This window comes from Mesorhizobium sp. M7A.F.Ca.US.007.01.2.1 (assembly GCF_003998165.1).
GTDB lineage: Bacteria > Pseudomonadota > Alphaproteobacteria > Rhizobiales > Rhizobiaceae > Mesorhizobium > Mesorhizobium ciceri.
This window is the reverse complement of sequence record NZ_RZQP01000087.1, coordinates 1-23038: the sequence shown is the minus strand read 5'-3', so window position 1 is coordinate 23038 and position 23038 is coordinate 1. Positions and strand designations below refer to the sequence as shown.

Here is a 23038-nt window from a genome sequence, read left to right as displayed (position 1 = left end):
TGCCTATCCCGCTCACCGTCGTCGTCCTCAAGATGAACGGCAAGGTGATTATGATGGATGCCGGTTCGGGCGTCGGCCAATGGCAAACCAATGCCACCCATCTGCCGGCCAACATGGCCGCCGCTGGCATCGACTACAAGACTATCGACACCATCATGATCTCGCATTTCCATCCCGACCACGTCTGGGGCCTGATGGAAAAGGGGACCAGCGCGCCTGTGTTCCCCAATGCCGAGCTCATCGTCAACGCCACGGAATACAAGTGGTGGACCGACCCCGGCCGACTGGCAAAGCTGCCCGAAGGGCGCAAGCCGGCGGGCAAGCGCATCGCCGAAAACTTCCCGAAATGGAAGAACTGGAAGCTGGTCGAGGACGGCGCCGAAGTGGCGCCTGGCATGCAGATCATCGCCGCGCCCGGTCATACGCCAGGCCATTCGGTCTACCTCGCAAACTCCGGCAAGGAGCAGATCATGATTTCGGCAGACACAATGTATGTGCCGGCACTGCTGGCGCCGCATCCGGACTGGCAAGGCACCTACGACCAGGATGGGCCGACGGCCATTACCACGCGCCACAAACTGATCGATCGCGTGATTGCCGACAACATCCGCATCTCCGGTTCGCACTTCCCGTTCCCGGGCACCGGCACCTTCGTCAAGGACGGCAACGCCTACGGCTTCACCCCCGTGCAAATTTAAGCGCGGCAATCCCAAAGCGAGAAAGACAATGGAACCTTCCCTCTTCAACAGGCACAACCTGTTCGGGCTGCTCGGCGCCGTTGCCGTGCTGGCTGCCGTTCCGGTCGCCGTCACCGGGCCGGCCTATGCCGTGGACAACATTGAAGGCGACGACGCGCCCGACCTCACCGCAGTAAAAGCCAAGATCGATGCCAAGGACTATAAGGGTGCATTGGCCGATCTTCGTGACCTGGCGCAGGACACGCAGCAGGCCGACGTCTACAATCTGCTCGGCTTCACGCTGCGCAAGACCGGCGATTACACGACGGCACTGACCTACTACACCAAGGCGCTCGAACTGAAGCCGGACCACAAAGCGGCGCGCGAATATCTCGGCGAACTCTATGTCGAGACCGGCGACATGGCCAAAGCTAGGGAGCAGCTGGCATCGCTGACCCAGCTCTGCCCGGCGGGCTGCGAGGAACGCGCAGACCTGCAGAAGGCCATCGACACCAAAGTGACCCAATGAAGCCAGGCGGGCGCCGTCGTGCGGCGCCTGCCCTCTTTCCTATCTGGAGCCAATCGTGACAACGACACAAATCGCCTTGAAACTACATCTCACCGACTTGACCCTGCTGACGGGTCGCCTGCTGCTCTCATTGCTCTTCGTGCATGAAGGCGTTGAGCTGGCGATCCATTTCGACGGTGCCGCAAAAGCCATGGCCGCCCTCGGCGTCAGCCTGCCGCTTCTGATGGCCACCATAGCGCTGCAGCTGGGAGCCGGTCTTTCGATCGGCCTGGGCCTGCTGACGCGTCTGGGCGCGGTCGCGCTCGGACTGTTCTGTTTGGCAACGGCAGCCCTGTTCCACACCAATTTTGCCAGCCAGAACGAATTGCTGCATTTGGAAAAGGATCTCGCCATAGCGGGCGGCATGTTCGTCCTCGCCATCGCCGGAGCCGGCGCGATATCTCTCGACAGGGTGCTGAACGGACTCATGAGGCGCCGGCAACAGGACAGAGAGACGGTTGCCGCGCTCATAGCGGCCGGTAGCCCTTTGTCGGTGGGCGATATCAAGCTCCCGTTCTAATTTCGACCAAGACGCTGGGTCTCATATCAACTCGGCACGCCACAAACGCCTCGGGTGACCAGATGGCGCAAGCCGTTCGTGGCGTGCCGTTCATCGACGTCCGCTTAACGGCACGGATAGGGCCGCCCTATCGGCCGATTTGAGGCGCAAAGCTGCCAATGGGTGTAAGATAAATGCGATCAGCGAATGGGGGGCCTAGCTTCTTGAATTTGGGCGAACCGCCTCGTAACCAGTTGACAGATAACGATGTGCTAGTCGCTGAGGGTCAGCGTTCTCTGTACGGGTCGCCAAGCCGTTTCCTCGTACTGTATGGTCTGGCGGACCTACTTACGATGACTCCGAATAGATCCGTCCGACAGGGCCGGACCAGCGGTCGAGGTGACTGCTTCCCGGGTCGCAACGTTCTCCAGAAATGTCGTCGCCGGCACGAAGAACAATGTGCCGGTGACCGCGCGGCTGAAGTCCAGCAACCGATCGTAGTTGCCTGGCGGCCGGCCAATGCGCTGCCACGTTTCGAGCCCTAAAGCTGACATTCGCGTCTGTAGCTCAGTAAGGGTTGGAATAAGTCGAACGGTGCCACGGGTGCGCGGGTGGTAAACCCGAAAACCAGGAGGAAGGGGGGCGGCTCTGCTCCCATTTCGACGGCGGCGGCAACATTTTGAGACCAGACCCTCGAGGCCAATGGCGCGCAAGGCGGCCTTTTCAAAGGTCAACAACGCCGAGTTAAACGTCGAGCAAAACCGTTCCTTGCGGGCGGCTGCAACATGCCAGGACATAGCCGGCCGATTTATCTTCAGCATTCAGCCCGCCTAGATCGTCCATGGCAACTTCGCCGGATAGTTTGGCTATTTCGGCACGTTCCGCAAACGCCCTGCTGGCAGGCGGTTGGGATGTAGATGCCACAGTTCCGTGCCGCTTCAAGCAGGGTCTCTCCGGGCGCGCAGTGATGCTCCACGCCCGAGCGGGCGAAACGGACCGAAGACGAAATCGCTGAAGCCAATTCCGACCGCGAACCATTGCTGCCTCCGAAACTCTCCTCGTGATATTGCGCCGGCGGGAAGCCTATTGCGTGAAGGCAGGCCCGTGCCGTCTTCATGTACCCTTCGGGTCCACAGGCAAAAACGGTGCGCCTGTGGAGATTGGGAACGAGGGTCAGCAGCATCTGACTGTCTATTCGGCCAGTTGGCCCCCTCCAGGTGCGATCTTCCTGGCTGCAAACGCACGTTACCCGCACGTTGGGGAAGCGAGAGGCAAGTGCGTCCAATTCCCGTCGAAAGATTATATCACCTGGCGTTCTGGCACTATGAATGAAGGAGATATCCTGGTCGGTTGCGCGGTCGGTAAGCGCACGCAACATCGACATCACGGGCGTTATCCCGCTGCCGCCCGAAAGGAAGAGCGGCGTTTCATATGGCAGGTCATCGAGATTGAATGAGCCGAGCGGCCCTTCGATTTCGATCTCGTCGCCCGCCCCCAAATTGTCGTGGAGCCAATTCGAAACCAGGCCGCCCGGTGTTCGCTTCACCGTGATCTGCAGGTCGAGCGGTCGCGTCGGTGGTGAGGAAACAGAGTAGGAGCGCGTCACCGCGGCACCCTCGATCTTGAGGTGCACGAGCACATACTGGCCCGCGCTGAAGCAGAACATCCAATCCGTCGGGGATGTGAAAACGAAAGTTTTCACATCGGGCGTCTCCTCGATTACACGACGGCAGAGTACGAGCTGCGATGTGGTTTGTGCCCATTGCCGATGACGCATCATCGGGAGGAGGCCGGGGGTCCCAACGTGTGCGTTCATCATTCATCTCGGTTTGAAGTAGAGCCAAGATGCCATTTCCAGGCCCGCCATAACAGGAGCCTCCCTCGCGAGTTATGATCGATTATTTCGATTACATATCCAGTGACATCACGGCAACGTGAAGGGCGCGGATTCCCTTGCGGATGATCGGTTCGTGCTTGCGGCGCGCCAGGATGGCCGTGTGTACCGGCTGATGCAGGGTCGGAGCACCTTCGACGATGAACGATGGGCGTTCGAGGGCGAACCTGCGCGCATCGTCACTTCGCATATAGCAGGTCCCGCCCGCGCGCCGTAGCATCATCTCCGCCAAGGTTTCCGATCCCATGGAAAGGCGACAGATCGCCAACTCGCCAAGCAATTCGGCATGGGCCTTCTCCAGCAGGGCCGTATAGCCAGGACGAATATAGGTTTCAGGATCGACCTCGGAGAGGGTTCTGGCTACCGTGGAAACCATCACATATTCCTCAACCATCAAATGTTCATAGGAGATTTCGGGTAGGTATCGTGGGGCGTAAAGCACTGCGATGTCGAGATTTCCCATGCTTAGGTCGCTGACCATCTGGTTCGAATAATCCGACTCGACATGGATCGACGATTTGGGAAGAGCCTGACACAGCGTCTCCACCCAACCCGGCAAAACCGAGCGGGTCATCCCGACCTGCGCGGCGACGCGCAAGGTGCCTTCGAAACGATTGAACGCCCGGACATCGTGGCGAGCCTGCGACCATGTGGACAGCAGGGATCTTGCGTAAGCTTCGAACCGGCGTCCTGCGGCGGTCGGTTCCGCCCCGGCGCGTCCGCGCTGGAACAGTTCGGACCCGATTGCGCTCTCGAGGTTCTTGATGCGGGTGCTGATCGTCGACTGGGTCAATCCTAGCCGATCCGCGGTGCGATTGAAGTTTCTCGATTCGATGATGTCCAGAAAGGTCTCGATGTGATCAAGTTGCATGAAATCTCCAATCGAAAAACTCGATCATATTCCACGTATCATAAGCTTGATCAAACAATACTCAAGGCGGAAGCTGTAGCACATCAGCGGCCGGCAGCGCCGCCGGGACGAGATACGGATACGGAGCGGAAGAAGTGTTCATAGTCGACTGCGACTGTCATAATTACTGGTCAAGCGCTACTGTGTTGGAGCCCTATCTCTCCGGCTTGTGGAAAGACATGTTCATCGAGGGCGAGAAAACAGGGCCCGTTGGGGCCTTTCCGCATGGTCATCGGCCCTGGTTCCACCCGCAGGACTTTTCCCGCAAGGACATCCGTCCGAAAACGGAAGCCGACAACTATCTCATCATGAAAGAGAAGCACCTCGACAAATACAAAGTCGACGTGGCGATCCTGACCGGCGATGAGCCTATCGAGGCGTCGACACTGGCTAACCCTTACTATGCCAGCGCTCTGGTCAGCGCTTACAACGATTATCAGATCGATCAGTGGTTGCCGAAAGACGATCGGTTCATGGGCTCGATCATCATCGCGCCACAGGATCCGAAGCTCGCTGCCGCCGAGATACGCCGTCTTGGCAGCCATCCGCGCATGGTCCAGGTTCTCGCCTCCCAGGGGTCCGTCAAGCCGTATGGCGACCCGTTTTACCATCCGATCTACGAAGCCTGCGCGGAAGTGGGGTTGCCATTCGCCATTCATCTGGGCGGGCATGGCGGCGTGAATTCAACTGCCATTGCTCCTGCTCCGACGACATTCTTCTGGGAAACGCATGCCATTCTGCACATGTCGGCGATGTCGCACGTGGCAAGCATGATCGCCCATGGCGTCTTCGAGAAATGGCCGGACCTCTACTTCGTGATCATCGAGTGCGGCGTCGCCTGGGTTCCGTCGGTCCTTTGGCGCCTGGACGCCGACTACAAAGCGCTGCGCAAGGAGACGCCATGGCTGAAGATGCTGCCGTCTGAATATTGCCGGCGCAACATCCGCTTTTCCACGCAGCCGCTGGAGCAGCCTGCAAACATCCAACATCTCTGGTCCACGCTCGAAGCGATGGACGGCGAAAACACGCTGATGTTTGCATCAGACTATCCGCACTGGGATTACGACGATGCCAACACGCTGCAAATCCCTCCTGCATGGAAGAGCAAGATCATGGGACTGAACGCGCTGGAAGTCTACAAACGCATCCCCCGCGCGCAAGCCGCGAATGCCGCCTGAGGAAGCATACGATGCCCGAGAAGACATATATCTGCCGCGTCGACGAGATCGAAACAGGGTCTCCGTTCATCGCCAAGATCCGCAGCCTTTCGGTCGGGATTTTCCGCATCGGAGATTCATTCCACGCGCTGCTGAATGTCTGTCCGCACCGCGGCGCTCCGCTTTGCGAGGGGCCGCAATGCGGCACAACCGCGCCCGTTGAACAGGCGCAATTCATCTATCATCGCGAAAACGAGATCGTTCGATGCGCCTGGCACGGGTGGGAGTTCGACATCAAGTCAGGCGCGGCCTTGGTCGATCCCTCCGTTCGCGCGCGCACATTTCCAGTCACCGTCGAAGCCGGCGGCATCTACGTGACGGCCTGATTGGCGCAAGCCGATTGGGATTGGAAAAATTCGAAGGAAGGTGGCGGAGCCAATAAGCAGATTTGTTCGCCGGTGCTTGACGAGAAATAACGCGGGGAACTCCGCAATGGGAGAGTCAAATGTCAGAATCTGAATACAAGCTTGGTATCGCGCAAAGCCTGGTCGGAGGCGGCAAGGTTTCCCGCCGCGACTTCATTCATCTTGGGCTGGCCGCAGGCCTCACCGTTGCCGCCGCCGACCGGCTGTTCGTGAGCACGGCGCGGGCCGAACCGATGCAGGGCGGCTTCGCCAAGCTCGGCATGGCTCATGGCGCGACGACGGATTCGATCGATCCGGCCGGCTACCCCGACACGTTCACACAAACCGCATTTTCGGGCTCGCTGTCCAACAGCCTCACTGAGGTCGACGCCAAAGGCAATGTCCAACCGGACCTCGCCGAGAGCTTTGAAACTTCGGATGGAGCCAAAACCTGGGCTTTCAAGCTGCGCAAAGGCGCAACCTTTCACAACGGCAAGACCGTGACGGCGGATGACGTCGTGACCTCCTTGCAATATCACATGGGCAAGGACACCAAATCGGCGGCGAAGTCGCTGTTGGACTCCGTCGCCGATGTCAAGTCGGACGGCCCGGAAACGGTGGTCTTCACGCTCAAGAGCGGCAACGCCGATTTCCCTTACATCATGAGTGACTACCATCTGGTCATCATGCCGGCCAAGGACGGCAAGGCGGATTGGGCTTCAGGCGTTCGCACCGGTGCTTTCGTCCTCGAGAATTTCCAGCCCGGCGTTTCGGCCAAGCTCAAGCGCAATCCAAACTACTTCAAGAATGGCAAGCCCTATCTCGACGAGGTGGAGTTCATCGCGATCACAGATCTCGCCGCTCGCATGGCGGCGCTATCCACGGGGGAGGTGGACTATATCGGCCGCGCCGACCTCAAGACCCTCGGCATGTTGAAACGCAATCCCAAGGTGGAAATCGTCGAGGTCACTGGCTACGGGCACTATACCTTGCCGATGAATGTCACGATGGCGCCGTTTGATAATCCGGACGTGCGAATGGCATTGAAATGGGCGATCAATCGCCAAGAAATCGTCGACAAGATCTTTCTTGGCCACGCCACTGTGGCCAACGACAACCCGATCGCGCCGGCCATCAAATTCGCCAAGGATCCGCAACCGCAACACAGCTTCGATCCGGAAAAAGCCAAGCACTACCTGAAAAAGGCCGGAATGGAGAACCTGAAGGTGGACCTCTCGGTGGCCGATGCCGCCTTTGCGGGGGCGGTGGATGCGGCTTCGCTCATTCGCGAAACGGCAGCCCAATGCGGCATCGACGTCAATGTCGTGCGTGAGGCCGAGGACGCTTATTGGGACAATGTCTGGCTGAAGAAACCCTGGTGCGCTTCCTATTGGAGCGGTCGGGCAACCGCCGACTGGATGTTCACGCAAGCCTTTGCCGCGGACTCCAGCTGGAACGAAACGTTCTGGAAAAATCCCCACTTCAACGAATTGCTTGTCCAGGCACGCGCCGAGACGGACGAAGCCAAACGAGCGGCGATGTATGCCGAGATGCAGCAACTAACCCACGATGACGGCGGCAGCATCGTGCTGGTCTTCAACAATTTCGTCAGCGCCCAATCCAAAAAGCTCGCACACGGTGATGTGGCGCCCAACTGGGAGAACGATGGACTGAAAATGGCCGAACGCTGGTGGATCGCCACGGCATGAGATGGCGGGCCGGAGCCGCGATGGTTTTGAGGCTCCGGTCAGCTGGCTCCGAGTGCAGGGTTGCCGCCCAAAGGGAAACGCCACGCACATGAACCCCGTCGCAAGAACGGTCCTGCAGCGCCTTGGCCTCGGTCTGGTCACTTTGTTTATCGTGTCCATCATCATCTTCTCTGCGATCGCGATGCTCCCAGGCGACTTCGCCAAGGCCACGCTCGGGCAGTCGGCGACGCCCGAAACGGTCGCCGCGTTTCAGCGGGAGATCGGCATCGATCGTCCGCCTGTCGAGCGCTACTTCGCTTGGATCGCCCAGATGCTCCATGGCGATTTCGGCTCTTCGTTTGCGAGCCGCACCGGATATCGGCGTACCGTGGCCGAGATCATCGCACCCCGCCTCTACAACACGATGTTCCTTGCAGCGGTGACGGCGCTGATAGCCGTTCCCCTGGCCTTGGGGCTTGGCATTCTGGCTGCGCTGTACCGCAACGGCTGGTTCGACCGGCTGGTGAATGTCGCGACACTGACAACCATTTCATTCCCGGAATTTTTCGTCGCTTATATGCTCGCCTACCTAGTGATCTCGCGCGACACGTTCATCGGATCCGATTTCGCTCAAACGCTGCCTCATTGGCTCACTGTCTCGCTGAACTGGGCGCTCAATGCGGTTCCCAAATTTCCGACATTGTCGAATGTGAACGATCAGACGCCATTTTGGGAGCATCTCTGGAAAGTCGCCCTGCCGGCAATCACCCTTACGCTTGTAATCGTGGCCCACATGATGCGCATGACCCGAGCGGCCATCATCAACATGCTGTCAAGCCCCTACATCGATATGGCGCGCCTCAAGGGAATGTCCCCGATGGTGATCGTGCTGAGGCATGCCCTGCCCAATGCCTGGGCTCCGATCGTCACTGTGGTCGCGTTCAATCTGGCGTATCTCATCGTCGGAGTGGTCGTGGTCGAGGTCGTGTTCGTTTACCCCGGCATCGGCCAGCTGATGGTTGACGCGGTAAAATCCAGGGATGTTCCGGTTGTCCAGGCCTGCGCCCTGATTTTCGCCGCGACTTATATCCTTCTCAACCTGCTAGCCGACATTATTTCCATCGCCACCAATCCCAGGCTCTTGCACCCACGATGACCAGATCCGAATCTGTCGCGGAGCTTCAGAGGCTCAGGCGCTCGCGTGCCACCCGGGCGAAAACTGCGCTGAAGAAGGCACCGTTCAGCGCGTGGTTCGGCATCGTCGTGATCCTCGGCTACGTCTTTGTTGCGGTCTTCGCGCACTGGATAGCCCCATATGGCGAGACGCAGGTTTTCAGCGAAGCCTTCGCGCCGTGGAGCCAGGAGTTCAAACTGGGAACCGATCAGCTCGGCCGCGACATGCTCACCCGCTTGATCTACGGTGCGCGCAACACCATCGCTATAGCGGTCGCGACCACGTTGCTGTCCTTCGCGGTCGGCGTCTCGCTCGGCCTTCTTGCCGCATTGTACAGGGGGTGGCTCGACCAGATCTTGTCACGTGCGGTGGACGTGCTGATGTCAATCCCGAGTCTGATCTTCGCGCTGGTGCTGCTGACGATCTTCGGCTCTTCGATCACGAGCCTGATTGTCATCATTGCGCTTCTCGATTCCACCCGGGTCTTTCGGCTTTCTCGCGCCGTCGGGCTTAACGTGGCGGTGATGGAATATGTCGAGGTGGCACGATTACGCGGCGAGGGACCAAAATGGATCATCGCCAAGGAAATCCTTCCCAATGTCATGCCGCCACTGGTCGCCGAGTTCGGCTTGCGATTCTGCTTCGTGTTCCTGACAGTCGCGGCGCTGTCGTTTCTCGGCGTCGGTATTCAGCCGCCGACGGCCGATTGGGGATCAATGGTGCGCGAGAACGCGACCCTGATCACCTACGGCGACGTCACCCCGCTACTTCCGGCCGGCGCGATTGCTCTCCTTACCGTGTCCGTGAATTTCGTTGTGGACTGGTTCCTGCACGCAACAAGCGGGTTGCGGGATGAAAAGTAGCGGTCCAGGCTCACGCGAAAAAGGCAAGGATCTACTTCAAATCCGCAATCTGCATGTGGAGGGGTTCTCGGACGAGCGCTGGCATCCGATTGTCCGCGGGATCGATCTGACGCTGAAGCGGGGCGAGGTTCTTGGCCTGATCGGCGAATCAGGCGCCGGCAAGTCCACCATTGGCCTTGCCGCAATGGGTTATGCCAAGCCGGGCTGCCGGATCATGCAAGGCTCGGTCCTGTTCGACGGGATTGATCTTCTGGCAGTCAATGAAAAAGGGCGCCGTCGCCTCAGGGGCTCCCGCATTGCCTATGTCGCACAAAGCGCGGCTGCCTCTTTCAATCCGGCACATCGGCTCTTGGAACAAACCGTCGAAACAGCGGTGGCGCATGGAATTGCCGGCCGGGAAGAGGCGAACCGGAGCGCCGTCGATCTTTATCGACGCCTTCAACTCCCAGAACCGGAGACCATAGGCTTTCGCTATCCTCATCAGGTCTCCGGCGGGCAGTTGCAACGGGCAATGACAGCGATGGCAATGGCTTGTCGTCCGGACCTCATAATATTCGACGAGCCAACAACCGCGCTCGACGTGACCACGCAGGTTGAAGTTCTAGCTTCCATTCGCAACATCGTGGAGGAATTCAACACCGCTGCAATCTACGTGACGCATGACCTGGCGGTGGTGGCGCAAATGGCGGATCGTATCATGGTTCTGCGCCACGGACGCACCGTAGAGGAGGCTGATACACGCCAGATGCTGGCCTCGCCCAGCCAGGAATATACCAAAACGCTCTGGGCCGTACGCAAGCTCGCCAAGCCCGAAGTTCCAGCCGATGACTATCTGCTGACGATAGACAACGTTACCGCGGCCTATGCAGGAAAGGTCAAGGTGCTCCAGGATGTCTCCATCAAGGTCCCGCGCGGAAGAACCGTGGCCGTGGTCGGCGAATCCGGTTCGGGCAAATCGACGCTCGCGCGAGTCGTCACCGGTCTCTTGCCGCCAATTTCAGGTTTGATTTCTTTTGCCGGGCAGCCCCTTTCCACGAGCCTAAAGACGCGGCCGAAGGAGGTCCTGCGCCGCATGCAGATGATTTACCAAATGCCCGACAACGCCCTGAATCCGCGCCAGACGGTCGAAGAAATCATAGCTCGGCCGCTCGAATTCTACCTCGGCCTAAAGGGCGCGCAGAAGGATCGCCGGATCTGCGAACTTATGCACATGGTCGAGATGAGCGAGGATTTTCTGGAACGCCTGCCTGGCGAGCTATCGGGCGGCCAAAAGCAACGCGTCTGCATTGCCCGGGCGTTGGCAGCCGATCCAGAGCTTATCATCTGTGACGAGATCACGTCCGCGCTCGACCAGATCGTCCAAGAGGAAATCCTCAAGCTTCTCATGCGCCTGCAGCGTGAACTCGAAATGAGCTACATCTTCATTACCCACGACATTGCTACCGTAAGGGCGATAGCCGACCAAATCGTTGTCATGCACCAGGGCAAAGTCGTTGAACAGGGACTGAAGAGCCAAGTTCTCACACCTCCCCATGCCGCTTACACCGAACGGCTTTTGTCGTCCGTACCGGAAATGGATCCGGACTGGCTTACAAGGCTGCTGGCCAGCCGGAAAGTCTGACAGGGGGACCCCGTCCCCCTAGGCCCCTGGCATCCTTCCACGTGCTTTGAAGGGCATGATCGTGCTCCGCTTCAATCGGGCTGGCCAGCCCGACAAACGGAGCCAACCATTTCACCGTTTCGTCGCTAAGAAAGCTGGCGACCCAGGAGATCTCGGTATTAGCTCACGAACGGCAGCTTCTGTTTGCTTAAAAGAAGCGCTCTGAGGCACATCGGAGCTACGACGCAGTCCCTGTGATGTCTGCTTTTTGGAAGCGGCTGCTAATCTCTCAATGACCAAGATTGGGCAGCAAAGCTGCCAAGGGGTGTAAGATAGATGCAGCCAGCGAATGGGTGGCCTAGCTTCTTGACTCAATTTGGGCGAACCGCCTCGTAACCAGTTAATAAATAACGTCGGGTTAGTCGCGCTGTCTGCAATCCGGGTGGCGAACGAGGATCAAGGAAGGAACAAGGGGGCCGTGCCCAAGTTCGGGGCATGTACCACCGCCGCCGATGAACTCGAGCGGCTGCGCAGCAACAACCGAGGCACGGGATCATGACCGTTCAGATTCGACTTTCCGAGATCGACCACGCCAGGCGCGAAGATCATGGCGACGGTGCCTGGAGCATCGCACCGGACCTGGGTTATTTGCGGCTGGCAATCGTCAATGTCGTGTTCTTCGGCGCACCGCGCAGCGGAGATCGGAACTGGGTGCTAATAGATACGGGGTTGCCGACGTCGAGAAGCAGTATTCTTGCGGTCGCGGAAAAGCGGTTTGGCACCAACGCACGGCCTGCCGCGGTTATCCTGACACACGGCCATTTTGACCATGTGGGAACGGTTCTGGACCTCGCGAATAGGTGGGAGGTGCCCGTCTTCGCGCATCGACTCGAGCGGCCCTATTTGGACGGAACTGAATGTTATCCGGCACCGGATCCCTGGGTCGGGGGCGGACTGATGGCGCTGCTTTCGCCGCTCTTTCCACGCGGGCCGATCGATCTTGGCAACCGATTGGAACTCTTGCCCGCCGACGGATCGGTCCCCGGAATGCCCGGATGGCAATGGCTGCACACACCCGGGCACGCCCCTGGTCACATTTCGCTCTGGCGCGAGGAAGACCGCTCGCTGATCGTAGGGGACGCTTTCATCACCACCGGTCAGGAGTCGGTCTATGAGGTCGCCGTCCAGGATCTCGAGATGCACGGTCCGCCGCGCTACTTCACGCCGGACTGGGATGCGGCGGAAAGATCTGTGAAGCGTCTGGCTGCCCTGAACCCTCAGATGGTCATCACTGGACACGGTGCGGCTGCCGCTGGAGTGGGCATGCGTAAAGCTCTTGACAGTCTGGCTGAGCGCTTCACGGTGTTCGCCGTCCCGCCGAAATCAAAATTCGTACGCGAGCCAGCGATGGCTGCAAATAGCTGAGGTAACCGAGCCGCCGTCGTTGTGAATGGTCACGTTGGACAACTCCATCTCTCGAGCAGGTAGAGTTCCCCTTCGGGTCGCGCCCATGTCGCCCAAACACTGACAAGCGGAACAATCCCGGGAGGCGCCAGTTAGGCGTCGCACGCTTGGGCGACTTGCGGCCAGCCCCGAAAAAATCCCGCGTCAGGAGCAGACGTCAGATGGAAAACGAGCACCCCGAAGGACGTGTCCTCTCCGCCGGCGCGGCGATCGGCAAGAAGTTCGGGCCCCCACCGGTCGTCACTAGCCATGACTGGCGTCGATTCGCTCATGGGCCAAAACCGTGGAGCGGTCCCGGCTCCACCAGCTTGATGGGGTGATCGACTTAGCTGTGCTCCATCGCCGTGCCGCCGAATTGGAGTTTGTGCACGAGCCAGCGAGGAGGAACAAACCTGGGAAGCGCCAGTTAGGTCCTTCGTCCGGCGGAGGGCGGCACCCCGGCCACGCGCCTTGAAGTTGGTTCAGAGGAAGGCTTCAGATGAGAAGTGCCAAGAGCGCGTGCCCCAAGAACGCGTCCTCTCCAGGATTGGTGGCCGAGCAAGTGTTGTTGCGATCCAGCTCCAAGCCGGGGCGGCAACTGCTCTGGATCCCGGCAATCGCATTCTTGCCCGGTTGCGCGGGGGGTGTGCTCGACCCGCAAGGACCCATTGGCTCGGGCAACCGCACGATCCTCTTGAACTCACTGGCGGTGATGCTGGTGATCGTTGTTCCGACGCTTGTTGCGCTCTTGGCCTTCGCATGGAAATTCCGCGCCTCGAACAGCGACGCGCGCTATGACCCGGAGTTCACCTATTCGGGGCGCATCGAGTTGATCGTCTGGTCGATCCCCACGCTCACCATCCTTTTCCTTGGCGGGCTGATCTATTACGGATCGCACCAGCTCGATCCGCGCAAACCGATCCCTTTCGCGCAGCCGCCGCTCGACATCCAGGTGGTGGCGCTCGACTGGAAATGGCTGTTCCTCTATCCCGAGCAGGGCGTGGGCGCTGTCAATCAATTGGTTATCCCCGCCGGCGTTCCAGTTCATTTCAAGCTGACCTCGGCCAGCGTGATGAACACGTTCTTCGTGCCCCAGCTTGGCAGCATGGTCTACGTCATGAACGGCATGCAGACCGAGTTGCATCTGCAGGCCGACCGCGAGGGCAGCTTTTTCGGCCAGTCGGCGCACTTCAGCGGCGACGGCTTCTCGGACATGAACTTCAGCGTGAGCGCGGTTTCAGCCGATGCCTTCACCCGCTGGACGTCGTCGCTGCGTGGCGGCGGCGGCGTGCTCAACGCGAATGCCTACCGCGAGCTCGCCCGGCAAAGCACCAACGTGCCGCCGTCCACGTTCGGCCATGTTCAGCCCGGGCTGTTCGATGCCGTCGCTCAGCAGATATTGCCCCCGGGTCCGGGGCCGGCCGAAAGTGCCGCCGGCGGCGAGCCACAGGTGAGCCCAAAGGCATTGCCCGCGGCGGCGCCGCCGACGGGGCATCATCCACAGGCAGAAGGGGCGGAATGACGATGCTGGGCAAGCTCGACTCGTCGGCCATTCCCTTCGATCAACCCATCCCGCTCGTCGCGGCTCTCGGCGTCTTTCTGGCAGGGGTCGCCGTGCTTGGATGGATAACGGTGAAGGGCTACTGGCCCTATCTGTGGAACGAGTGGATAAGCTCGGTCGACCACAAGCGCATCGGCGTGATGTACATTGTGCTGGCGATGCTCATGCTTCTGCGTGGCTTCATCGATGCCATCATGATGCGCACGCAACAGGTGCTGGCGATCCACGGGCCGGGCTACCTGCCGCCGGAGCATTACGACCAGATCTTTTCCGCGCACGGCACGATTATGATCTTCTTCGCGGCGATGCCTTTCATGATCGGCCTGATGAATTTCGCCGTACCGCTGCAGCTTGGCATACGCGATGTAGCCTTTCCGACACTCAATTCCGTCAGCTTCTGGCTGACGGCTTCCGGAGCCCTGCTGGTCAACATCTCGCTTGTCATCGGTGAGTTCGCGCGCACCGGCTGGCTGCCCTATGCCCCCTTGTCGGAGACCACCTACTCGCCGGGCGTCGGTGTCGATTACTATCTGTGGTCGATCCAGATCTCCGGCGTCGGCACTCTGCTTACCGGCGTCAACCTGGTGACGACCATCCTCAAGATGCGTGCGCCTGGTATGGGCTACCTGCGAATGCCGATGTTCTGCTGGACCTCGCTCGCGTCCAACCTGCTCATCGTCGCAGCCTTCCCGATCCTCACCGCCACGCTGGCGATGCTGACGCTGGACCGCTATCTCGGCTTCCATTTCTTCACCAACGAAGCCGGCGGAAATCAGATGATGTTCGTCAACCTGATCTGGGCCTGGGGCCATCCCGAGGTCTACATTCTGGTGCTTCCCGCCTTCGGCATCTTCTCCGAGGTCTTCTCGACATTCTCGTCAAAGCCGCTGTTCGGATACCGTTCGATGGTCGCGGCCACGATGTTCATCTGCATCGTCTCGTTCATGGTCTGGCTGCATCATTTCTTCACCATGGGCGCCGGAGCAGACGTCAACGCCGCCTTCGGCATCGCCACGTCGGTCATCGCCGTCGGCACCGGGGTGAAGATCTACAACTGGCTCTTCACCATGTATGGCGGGCGCATCCGCTTCGACACGCCGATGCTTTGGGCGCTGGGCTTCGTGACCACCTTCACCGTCGGCGGCATGACCGGCGTTCTGCTTGCCGTTCCACCGGCCGACTTCGTGCTGCACAACTCCCTTTTCCTCGTCGCGCATTTCCACAACGTCATCATTTCGGGCGTGCTGTTCGGCGCGTTCGCCGGCTTCACCTACTGGTTTCCCAAGGCGTTCGGATTCCGCTTGCACGAAGGCTGGGGCAAGGCCGCATTCTGGGTCACCTTGGCCGGCTACATGCTGGTCTTCGTGCCGCTCTATATCGTCGGTCTGCTCGGCATGACGCGGCGCCTGCAGCATATCGACATGGATCTTTGGGCGCCATGGCTGGTGGTGGCCGCGTTCGGCGTGCTGGTGATGATCGCCGGCGCCGCACTGCAGATCATGCAACTCGCCGTTTCGATCCGACATCGCGACAAGCTTCGCGATGAGACAGGCGACCCATGGGACGGGCGTTCACTGGAATGGTCGACGTCTTCCCCTCCCCCCGTTTTCAACTACGCGCGGCTGCCTTACGTCGAGGCTGAAGAGCCCTACTGGCGCATCAAGCAACGGGCAAGGGAGGAGAAGAGGCCCGGTGCGGAGCAAGGATACGAGCCTATCGAGATGCCGCGCAACAGCCCGACAGGCTTCGTCACCGCCTTCTTCAGCACGCTGATCGGGTTCGCGCTGATCTGGCACATATGGTGGCTGGCGATCGTCGGCTTCATCGGCGCCTACGCGACCTTCGTCGTCTTCGCCTGGCGCGATCATGGGGATTATGAGATTCCCGCCGAAGAGGTCGCGCGCATCGACGATGACCACAAGGCCGCACAGTCAGCCCGGCTGCGGCGCTGGGAGCGGCCGGCATGAGCGATCACGCGCTACCCGGCGACTTCGGCGCGGGCACCCAGGCCCGAGACCCCTATCGGCTTGGTCAGGGCGGCCGACACGGCGTGCGCTCCGCAACCGGCCACGGTGAAGGCGGCCCGGCCTCGAAATTCGTCACCGTGGCATATGGCTTCTGGATCTTTCTGCTGTCCGACATCATCATATTCTCGGCCTTCTTCGCGGCGTATGCCGTGCTTGCCAAGGCGACCGCCGGCGGACCGACCGGCAAGGATTTGTTCGAGCCCACCCGCGTTGCGGTGCAGACGGGCCTTCTGCTCACGTCGAGCTTCACCGGTGGCCTGGCGACACTCGCGACCCATCGCAGATCGATGGCTGCCACGCAGGCCTGGCTGCTCGTCACCGGATTGCTCGGGGCAGCCTTCCTGTTTCTGGAGGTACAGGAATTCGCGGCGATGATCGGCGAGCAGGCGGGGCCTTCGCGCAGCGCATTTCTATCAGCCTTCTTTGCGCTCGTTGGCTGCCACGGCACCCATGTCGGGCTGGGGCTGCTCTGGCTGGGCACAATGATGGCGCAGCTATGGGTCAAGGGTTTTCGGTCGGATATTTTGCGGCGGCTCCACTGCTTCGGGCTTTTCTGGCACGCACTCGACATCATCTGGGTCGCCATCTTCACCCTGGTCTATCTGTTGGGAGCATCGCCATGACCGACACCGAGAGCAGGCCCGGCGAGATGCAGGACCGCCGCGATTCCGCACCGGGCGAGGAACGTATAACCGAGCACGAAGTGGCTGGAGGGCTGTTGGGCTATGTGATCGGCTACGGCCTGGCCATCCTGCTCACGATCGCGTCATTCCTGGCGGCTCAAACCGATCTGATTTACCAGCCGGCGGTGATTTCGGCCCTGGTGGTGCTCGCTGTTGCGCAGATGGGTGTGCATCTAGTCTTTTTTCTGCACCTGACCACCGGGCCGGACAACACCAACAACATCCTGGCCTTGGCCTTCGGCGTGCTGATCGTTGCGCTGGTGGTCCTGGGCTCGGTTTGGATCATGGCCCACCTGAACGAGAACATGGCCGCCATGACGGCCCATCAAGCCGGAACGATGCCTTAAACCTCGCCCTGCTAGTCTTGGCTGAGGTGATATGAAGCTGGTACATTGTACCGCCGGGGTGGAGATAAAAGGCTCGTCAGACCTCGTGCTTTGGCTGAACTGCACGTATGGCATCTAGCGCCAAGCGAACGGCATCGATGCCTGAGACGCGGGGCTCGATCCGCCTGAAAATCAGGCGCCCGTTTCGGTACTCCAGGCCCAACGCTTTCCGGTCCCGCCATTGGGACGCCAACGGCTTGTTGCGCAAGGTGATCGCGACGGCTTCGGGCCCAACATCGACTTTGCCGACACCCAGTTCCGACGCTGCTATCCGCAACCTGGTAAGTTCCAGCAGAACGGTCACTTCGCCAGGCATGTCACCAAAGCGGTCCTCGAGCTCCTCGCTGAATGCATCAAGGTCCAAGTCAGAACGAATACGAGAGAGCCGCGCATAGAGGCCAACACGGACAGTAGGCTCGTTTACATAGCTTTCGGGAAAAGCCCCTTTTGCAGGCACGTTGATGTTGGCAAGTTGCCTGTTGGGGTCGGCCCCTTCTCCAGCCGCCGAGACCGCCCGCTCCAGCAAGTGCTCGTAGAGGCCCACTCCGATCAGTTTCATATGCCCAGCCTGATCTTCGCCGAAGAGATCGCCGGCGCCGCGCAGGTCGAGGTCCCTTTGACTGATTGCCAGGCCGGAGCCAAGCCGATCGAGCGCAAGCATTGTCGAAAGCCGGGCCCTGGTGCCGTCGGCCAGCTCAACGCCAGGTTCCGTCAGAAGAAACGCAGCCGCTTGCATCGCTCCTCTACCGACCCGACCCCGTAGCTGGTGCAACTGCGCCAGACCGAACCGGTCCGGGCGCCAGACAATGATGGTGTTGGCTCGAGGCACATCGAGCCCACTCTCGATGATGTCGGTGCTCAACAAAATGTCGCCATCACCGTCAGCGAATCCGACCATGACTTCGTCCAGCTGCCTCCCTTTCATTTCACCGTGCGCCGTCATGATGCCGAGTTCCGGCACCAGCCTGTTCAGCTGGTCAGAGACCGGGCCAATGTCCTCGATGCGAGGAACCACGAAGAAACTCTGTCCACCCCTGTGAAATTCACGCAAGAGGGCCGCGCGCACCGATGCTGGATCGAACGCTGCCAGGATCGTGCGGACGGGACGTCTTTTGGCGGGCGGAGAGTTTAGAACGCTGACATCCTGGATGCCCGACAGCGCCGATTGCAGCGTCCGCGGTATCGGCGTGGCGCTCATGCTCAGCGTGTGAAGGCAGGGCGCCATGTTCCGCAGGGCCAGCTTCAACTTGACGCCGAACCGGTGCTCCTCGTCAATCACCAGCAGTCCAAGATTGGCGAAAGTGACGCTCCTGGACGACAAGGCCTGAGTACCCACGACGATCGTAACCTGGCCGCTCCGCAGGCCCTCCTTTGCCGCTTTTGCCTTTGCTGTCCCGACCATCCTTGACAGGTGGGCGACCTGCAGGCCCGTTCCTGCGAAACGGCGGCTGAACGTCTCATAGTGCTGTCGTGCCAACACGGTTGTCGGCGCTATGACCGCAACCTGTTTCCCGCAGAGGGCGGCGGCGGCGCAAGCACGCAAAGCCACCTCTGTCTTGCCGAAGCCAACATCACCGCAGACGAGCCGGTTCATTGTTCTCCCCGAGGAAAGGTCGTCGAGCACAGCGCGGATGGCGGCGGCCTGGTCAGGAGTCTCGGTATAGGGAAATTTCGCCGCAGAACGGGCCAAGTCCGCGCGGGAGGGCTTGATGATCTCGGCGGGCTGGCTGGACCTCATCTCGGCAAGGCCCACCAGGCGCTTGGCCAGCCTGTCGATCTCGCGCAACGCAGCCTCGCGTCGCTTGGGCCAGCCCTCGCCGTTGAGGCGATCGAGCGACACGGCCTCCGGTTCCGAGCCGTAGCGCCATATTTTCCCAAAGTCGTCGACCGGAACCAGCAAGGAAGCCCCGCCATGATATTCCAGCCTGACAACATCCTGGTGCTGACCAGCCAAGTCGACCTGTTCGACCGCCGCGAGCACGCCCAGGCCATGGTCTTCATGGACGACGACGTCGCCGATGCGCAACTCGGGTTCGAGTATGCTTGCGGCCATGCCGGCATCCGCCTTCAGCGCAGGGCCAAACAGGTCGGCTGCGGCGACCATCGCGATACCGGATTGCGCGTCGACAAACCCTTCATCGAGGACGAAGCCAGCCTTGAGAAGAGAGCCTCTCGCGGCCGAAAGTATTTGCGGTGAGTCGACCGCTTCCTCAGCCCGCCGGCCTAGCTTTCTATTGAGCAGGCGATCTGCTCGCTGCAGTTCAGAGGCATCGCCGGTCAACACCACCCTGGCCCCGGCGCTTGTTTGCCTTGTCACGAATTCAGCGAATTCGTACCCGGGCCGGGCCAGGCGAAAGAATTTGGGAACTCGCTCGGCAGAAACGGCAAGTCTCGTGGAGCGGTTGCGCACGGAAGCATCCCACTCTTCACGCGACAGGTAAAATTGTTCCGGCAAAGGTTTCTCGCGCCCGGCAGCCTCCTGCCTGGCACGGCGTGCATCCTCGATCAGGTCCAGAATTTTGTCGAGCGGCTGCCCGTCGATACCTTCAAGGAAGGAGATCGAGGCGCTCGACGCAGTGTCGAAGACAGATGGCATCGCGCCATATAATGCGACCAGGCGCTCTTCCATCGACGTCGCGCGCATCGCTGTCAGCTCAGGATGATCACCAGCTTTAAACATCAGCTCGGATGCCGGTCCGACAGCAATCGAGTCTCGAACCTGGTCGCTGAGTTGACTGATCGCATCGTAGGTCTTGAGCTCTCGAATGCAGCTGTCTGGGCCAAGGACGACGCGAACGGGGTCCTCCGCGCCAGCGGGGAAGATGTCCATGAGATCGCCTCGAAAAGCTATTTCACCCGGTTCGTCGACCCTCTCGTCGACGACATAGCCAAAAGCTTCGGACCTTGTTCTGAAATCATCCCGGTCGAACTTTTGCCCCACCTCCAGAATTGCGAAACCGCCAGCAATGACGTGGGCGGGCGGCACCCGCTGCAGACTGGCTTCGATCGACATTACAGCGATGCGCGCACGATCGGGCTTCGTTGCCATGTGACACAACGCACGAAGCCTCCGCCCCATATTGGCGCGTGTGGGCCACACCCTGTCGTAAGGCAGGCAATCCCAGGACGGCAGCAAGATGATCTCCGCGTGCGGCAGGAACTGACGCAAAGCCCCGACGATCTCGTCGGCGCTGCGTTCCGAGGCAGTTATATGGATAATGTGCTTGTGCCGGCTGGCCTCCAGCCCACCGGCCAGCGCTGCCGCGATTGCTGAAGATGGCGGGACGCCGTGCTCTATCGTAAACCCGCTGTCATCCGTGTGATCGATTTGTTCGTCATCCGTCCGCGAAATATGCCTGTTCACTGAAATCTCACCTTGTCCCCAGAAGAACGTCAGCACAGCGACCCCGTTCCTGGCGGCGCGCATTAAAGTGTTCCAGGATGGGGCAGCCGGTGCGGCGTTGATGCATTACTTCCTAGCTGCCCTAAGAACTGGCGGCTGTGATTCTGTCACCTTGAATCACGCTCGACGCCGGCAGAACGCTCCGTGCGTGGGGCCATGCCGCGCGGTGGCCCGTCCGCCGGAGTTAGTATGTGCACATGCTGAATTGCCGAAATGACGATAACCACGCGACGGCCGTCGTTTCGGAACCCCCTTGCCGGCCAGCCGAACTTTTGGCGCGAATAACAGTTCGGCCGCCAACATCAGCCAGGTAAGGCTCTTTGCCATCATGCGCATGACTTGTTTGGCCAAGAAAACGCGGCCCCTCGACATGAGAGGTCGTCGGGCTGCTTGTCGCAACGCTTGGCTGGCGACGCGCAGGCATGGAGTGGAAACGGTCTAAGGATCGCTCGTGCCATGGACCGCCTGCCTGTCCTGGAACGCCAGGCCACGGTCCTGGTTCGCATGATCGGACTGTCGCACGAAGACGCCGCCAATATTTGTGATTGCGACATAGCCACGATCGAGGGTCGGATGCAGCGTGCAAGGACACGACTGGCCGCCCTGCCGGTATGAGCACAACATTGGACAACCCAAACTGATGGTCGGTCAGGCCGAGTCGTAAGCCGCGCCCTGGCCTGCAAGCGGCGTCATCATACGGTCGACACCGTCATGCGGCCAGTAACCGTCCAACCTGCAGATTGCTCTTCGACCGCCTCGGTTTGTTATGCACGACCTGGAACCATCAAAGAGCCGCCGGGTTCGACCAATGGACAGCTCGGGTTCGCAACATGGAAGAAATCGGCAAAGCACAACAGAAGGTCATAGCCCGCCTCATACGGCAGTGGATTTCATCGGACGCCAATCGTCGCCAACTTCGCTATTTGCTGGACCTGCCGACAGACGCCGAAATGCCCAGAGAGCATCGGTCATTGCTTGACGAACTCGACCGAAAGCTCAACCAGTGAGCGCCCGCTGGAAATGAAACGAAAGCAAATGAATCGAGCCGGGTAGCCAAGGGCAGGTGTGGACGCTCCTTCGCCGGCGTGGCGCCGATTGGCCGAAGCTCAAAAACGAAGCGAAGCCCTCAAGAAGAAGACTGTCATCACCTTGAGGGATTGTCGAGAAAGCTGTTCGAGATCGTCCTCGTCCGTTATCCCAGCTTGGTAGTAAGCCAAGATGCGCGATGCCCCGTTCTCTCTCGGTTTCGGTCTCGTTTTTTGGGATTGCTGCGCGCCAAGACGCGGCTCAGTACGGCCAGCTCTGATGGGGTGAAGGCGTCTCTATGCATTGCATCAACTCCGCGCCGCCCGCCTCGGGAGGGGAGCCGAGGCGGGCTGAAGCTGTGGGGATCCAGCTTCCGATGCCGGGCAACAGGCGATTGTGCAAGAGGGATTGTCCGGCGCGGCCCAACGCAGGATGGACAGAATGTTCCGGGAGCTTTGGTGAGGCGAAAATAATTGGCTAAGAGCCAGAAGCACGGCGCAGGATACGGCATGTAAGACTTGCCGGCGTGCGATCCAGTCAGCAGCTCGGGCCAAGATCCGATTCCTGGATGTGAGTTTCTAGACCTTGCTGAGCATTTAAGAGTTGAGGTACGGCCGTTATGATCTGCGGCAGAAAGAAGGGCTTGGTGATCATATATGCTGTTGGGAACACCTTCGGCTCTCCAGTGTACCTCGCTATCGCCGCTGATACGCTGCCGCGATCGATTGACGTCCTGACGTCGCCTTGGACAACGCCAAGACGGGCTTGGTGCTTCGACAGCCAAGTGCCCAGACGATGAGGACGATTGCAGGCCTACAGCAGCCGCGCGAATGGTTTCTCGCTGTAAGCTCGTGTCGGGTTGGTACGCTGCGGCGGCTTGCCGGCGCGGTCGCTTTGATCAAGCTTCCTGCTGATCTTCAGAAGCCTGCTGGATTTGGGTCATCACCTTTCGGGGATCGACATTCTCTGCCAGTTGCCGCAGCTCTTTGTCGGCCGGGGTGGAGACATTCAGACGCGCCGCCAAGGCAGCCACCATCTCGATCAGCCGCGTGGTTTCATGTTCGTTAAGGAGGCT

The 23038-nt window shown here is 60.1% G+C and carries 18 protein-coding genes and 1 pseudogene; 15 read left to right on the top strand and 4 right to left on the bottom strand.

Annotated elements, in window-relative coordinates; all coding sequences use genetic code 11:
* From EN949_RS17370 to EN949_RS17360, 3 genes are all read left to right on the top strand, one after another.
* The coding region (locus tag EN949_RS17370; protein ID WP_164782507.1) for an MBL fold metallo-hydrolase at positions 1-698 on the top strand (698 nt) is incomplete at its 5' end.
* Between the two features lie 28 nt (positions 699-726).
* Positions 727-1206, top strand: coding sequence for a tetratricopeptide repeat protein (locus tag EN949_RS17365; RefSeq protein ID WP_127366925.1), 480 nt, complete (start codon positions 727-729; stop codon positions 1204-1206).
* Positions 1207-1303: 97 nt separating this feature from the next.
* Positions 1304-1765 carry a DoxX family protein gene (locus EN949_RS17360; RefSeq protein WP_338039906.1) on the top strand — a complete coding sequence of 154 codons (462 nt, stop codon included), beginning with the start codon at positions 1304-1306 and terminating at the stop codon, positions 1763-1765.
* Positions 1766-2088: 323 nt separating this feature from the next.
* Here EN949_RS17360 and EN949_RS36560 read toward each other — a convergent pair.
* The 3 genes and pseudogenes from EN949_RS36560 to EN949_RS17345 all read right to left on the bottom strand — a co-directional run.
* A pseudogene (locus tag EN949_RS36560) lies at positions 2089-2265 on the bottom strand (peroxidase); the annotation flags it as partial.
* 293 nt (positions 2266-2558) lie between these two features.
* The gene (locus EN949_RS17350) at positions 2559-3446 is read right to left on the bottom strand and encodes a hybrid-cluster NAD(P)-dependent oxidoreductase (RefSeq protein WP_164755296.1); all 888 of its coding nucleotides are present in this window, start codon (positions 3444-3446) and stop codon (positions 2559-2561) included.
* A 205-nt stretch (positions 3447-3651) separates the two neighbouring features.
* A complete protein-coding gene (locus tag EN949_RS17345; protein ID WP_127369789.1) occupies positions 3652-4509 on the bottom strand; it encodes a LysR family transcriptional regulator in 858 nt (285 codons plus the stop codon).
* 134 nt (positions 4510-4643) lie between these two features.
* On the opposite strand from EN949_RS17345, the gene EN949_RS17340 reads away from it, so the two are divergent.
* The 11 genes from EN949_RS17340 to cyoD all read left to right on the top strand — a co-directional run bounded on the left by EN949_RS17340 (position 4644) and on the right by cyoD (position 17495).
* Positions 4644-5726 (top strand): amidohydrolase family protein, encoded by a 1083-nt coding sequence (locus EN949_RS17340; protein WP_023809365.1) that lies wholly within the window; start codon positions 4644-4646, stop codon positions 5724-5726.
* Between the two features lie 11 nt (positions 5727-5737).
* On the top strand, positions 5738-6091 hold the full coding sequence (locus tag EN949_RS17335; protein WP_023809364.1) for a Rieske (2Fe-2S) protein: 354 nt from the start codon (positions 5738-5740) through the stop codon (positions 6089-6091).
* 119 nt (positions 6092-6210) lie between these two features.
* Positions 6211-7818: an ABC transporter substrate-binding protein gene (locus EN949_RS17330; protein ID WP_127371739.1), complete on the top strand. Its 1608-nt coding sequence runs from the start codon at positions 6211-6213 to the stop codon at positions 7816-7818.
* A gap of 88 nt (positions 7819-7906) precedes the next feature.
* A complete protein-coding gene (locus EN949_RS17325) occupies positions 7907-8953 on the top strand; it encodes an ABC transporter permease (RefSeq protein WP_027162025.1) in 1047 nt (348 codons plus the stop codon).
* Complete coding sequence (locus tag EN949_RS17320) at positions 8950-9834, top strand: ABC transporter permease (protein ID WP_027162024.1); 885 nt, start codon at positions 8950-8952, stop codon at positions 9832-9834. The genes EN949_RS17325 and EN949_RS17320 overlap by 4 nt, the downstream gene beginning before the upstream one ends.
* Entirely contained in the window at positions 9824-11455 is a 1632-nt protein-coding gene (locus EN949_RS17315) for an ABC transporter ATP-binding protein (protein WP_127371738.1), read from the top strand. Before EN949_RS17320 ends, EN949_RS17315 begins: the two co-directional genes overlap by 11 nt.
* 534 nt (positions 11456-11989) lie before the next feature.
* Positions 11990-12859: an MBL fold metallo-hydrolase gene (locus EN949_RS17310; protein ID WP_027162022.1), complete on the top strand. Its 870-nt coding sequence runs from the start codon at positions 11990-11992 to the stop codon at positions 12857-12859.
* Between the two features lie 517 nt (positions 12860-13376).
* Positions 13377-14399, top strand: coding sequence for a ubiquinol oxidase subunit II (gene cyoA / locus EN949_RS17300; RefSeq protein WP_127371529.1), 1023 nt, complete (start codon positions 13377-13379; stop codon positions 14397-14399).
* A 2-nt stretch (positions 14400-14401) separates the two neighbouring features.
* The gene (cyoB, locus tag EN949_RS17295; protein ID WP_164782508.1) at positions 14402-16405 is read left to right on the top strand and encodes a cytochrome o ubiquinol oxidase subunit I; all 2004 of its coding nucleotides are present in this window, start codon (positions 14402-14404) and stop codon (positions 16403-16405) included.
* On the top strand, positions 16402-17088 hold the full coding sequence (locus tag EN949_RS17290) for a cytochrome (ubi)quinol oxidase subunit III (RefSeq protein ID WP_082826763.1): 687 nt from the start codon (positions 16402-16404) through the stop codon (positions 17086-17088). Before cyoB ends, EN949_RS17290 begins: the two co-directional genes overlap by 4 nt.
* A complete protein-coding gene (cyoD, locus tag EN949_RS17285) occupies positions 17085-17495 on the top strand; it encodes a cytochrome o ubiquinol oxidase subunit IV (protein WP_013525252.1) in 411 nt (136 codons plus the stop codon). Before EN949_RS17290 ends, cyoD begins: the two co-directional genes overlap by 4 nt.
* Before the next feature lie 76 nt (positions 17496-17571).
* Here cyoD and EN949_RS17280 read toward each other — a convergent pair whose 3' ends face one another.
* Entirely contained in the window at positions 17572-20961 is a 3390-nt protein-coding gene (locus EN949_RS17280) for a DEAD/DEAH box helicase (RefSeq protein WP_127371736.1), read from the bottom strand.
* A gap of 806 nt (positions 20962-21767) precedes the next feature.
* Here EN949_RS17280 and EN949_RS35885 point away from each other — a divergent pair.
* Positions 21768-21944, top strand: a complete 177-nt coding sequence (locus tag EN949_RS35885) for a hypothetical protein (RefSeq protein ID WP_164753997.1) — start codon at positions 21768-21770, stop codon at positions 21942-21944.
* Positions 21945-23038 lie beyond the last annotated feature (1094 nt).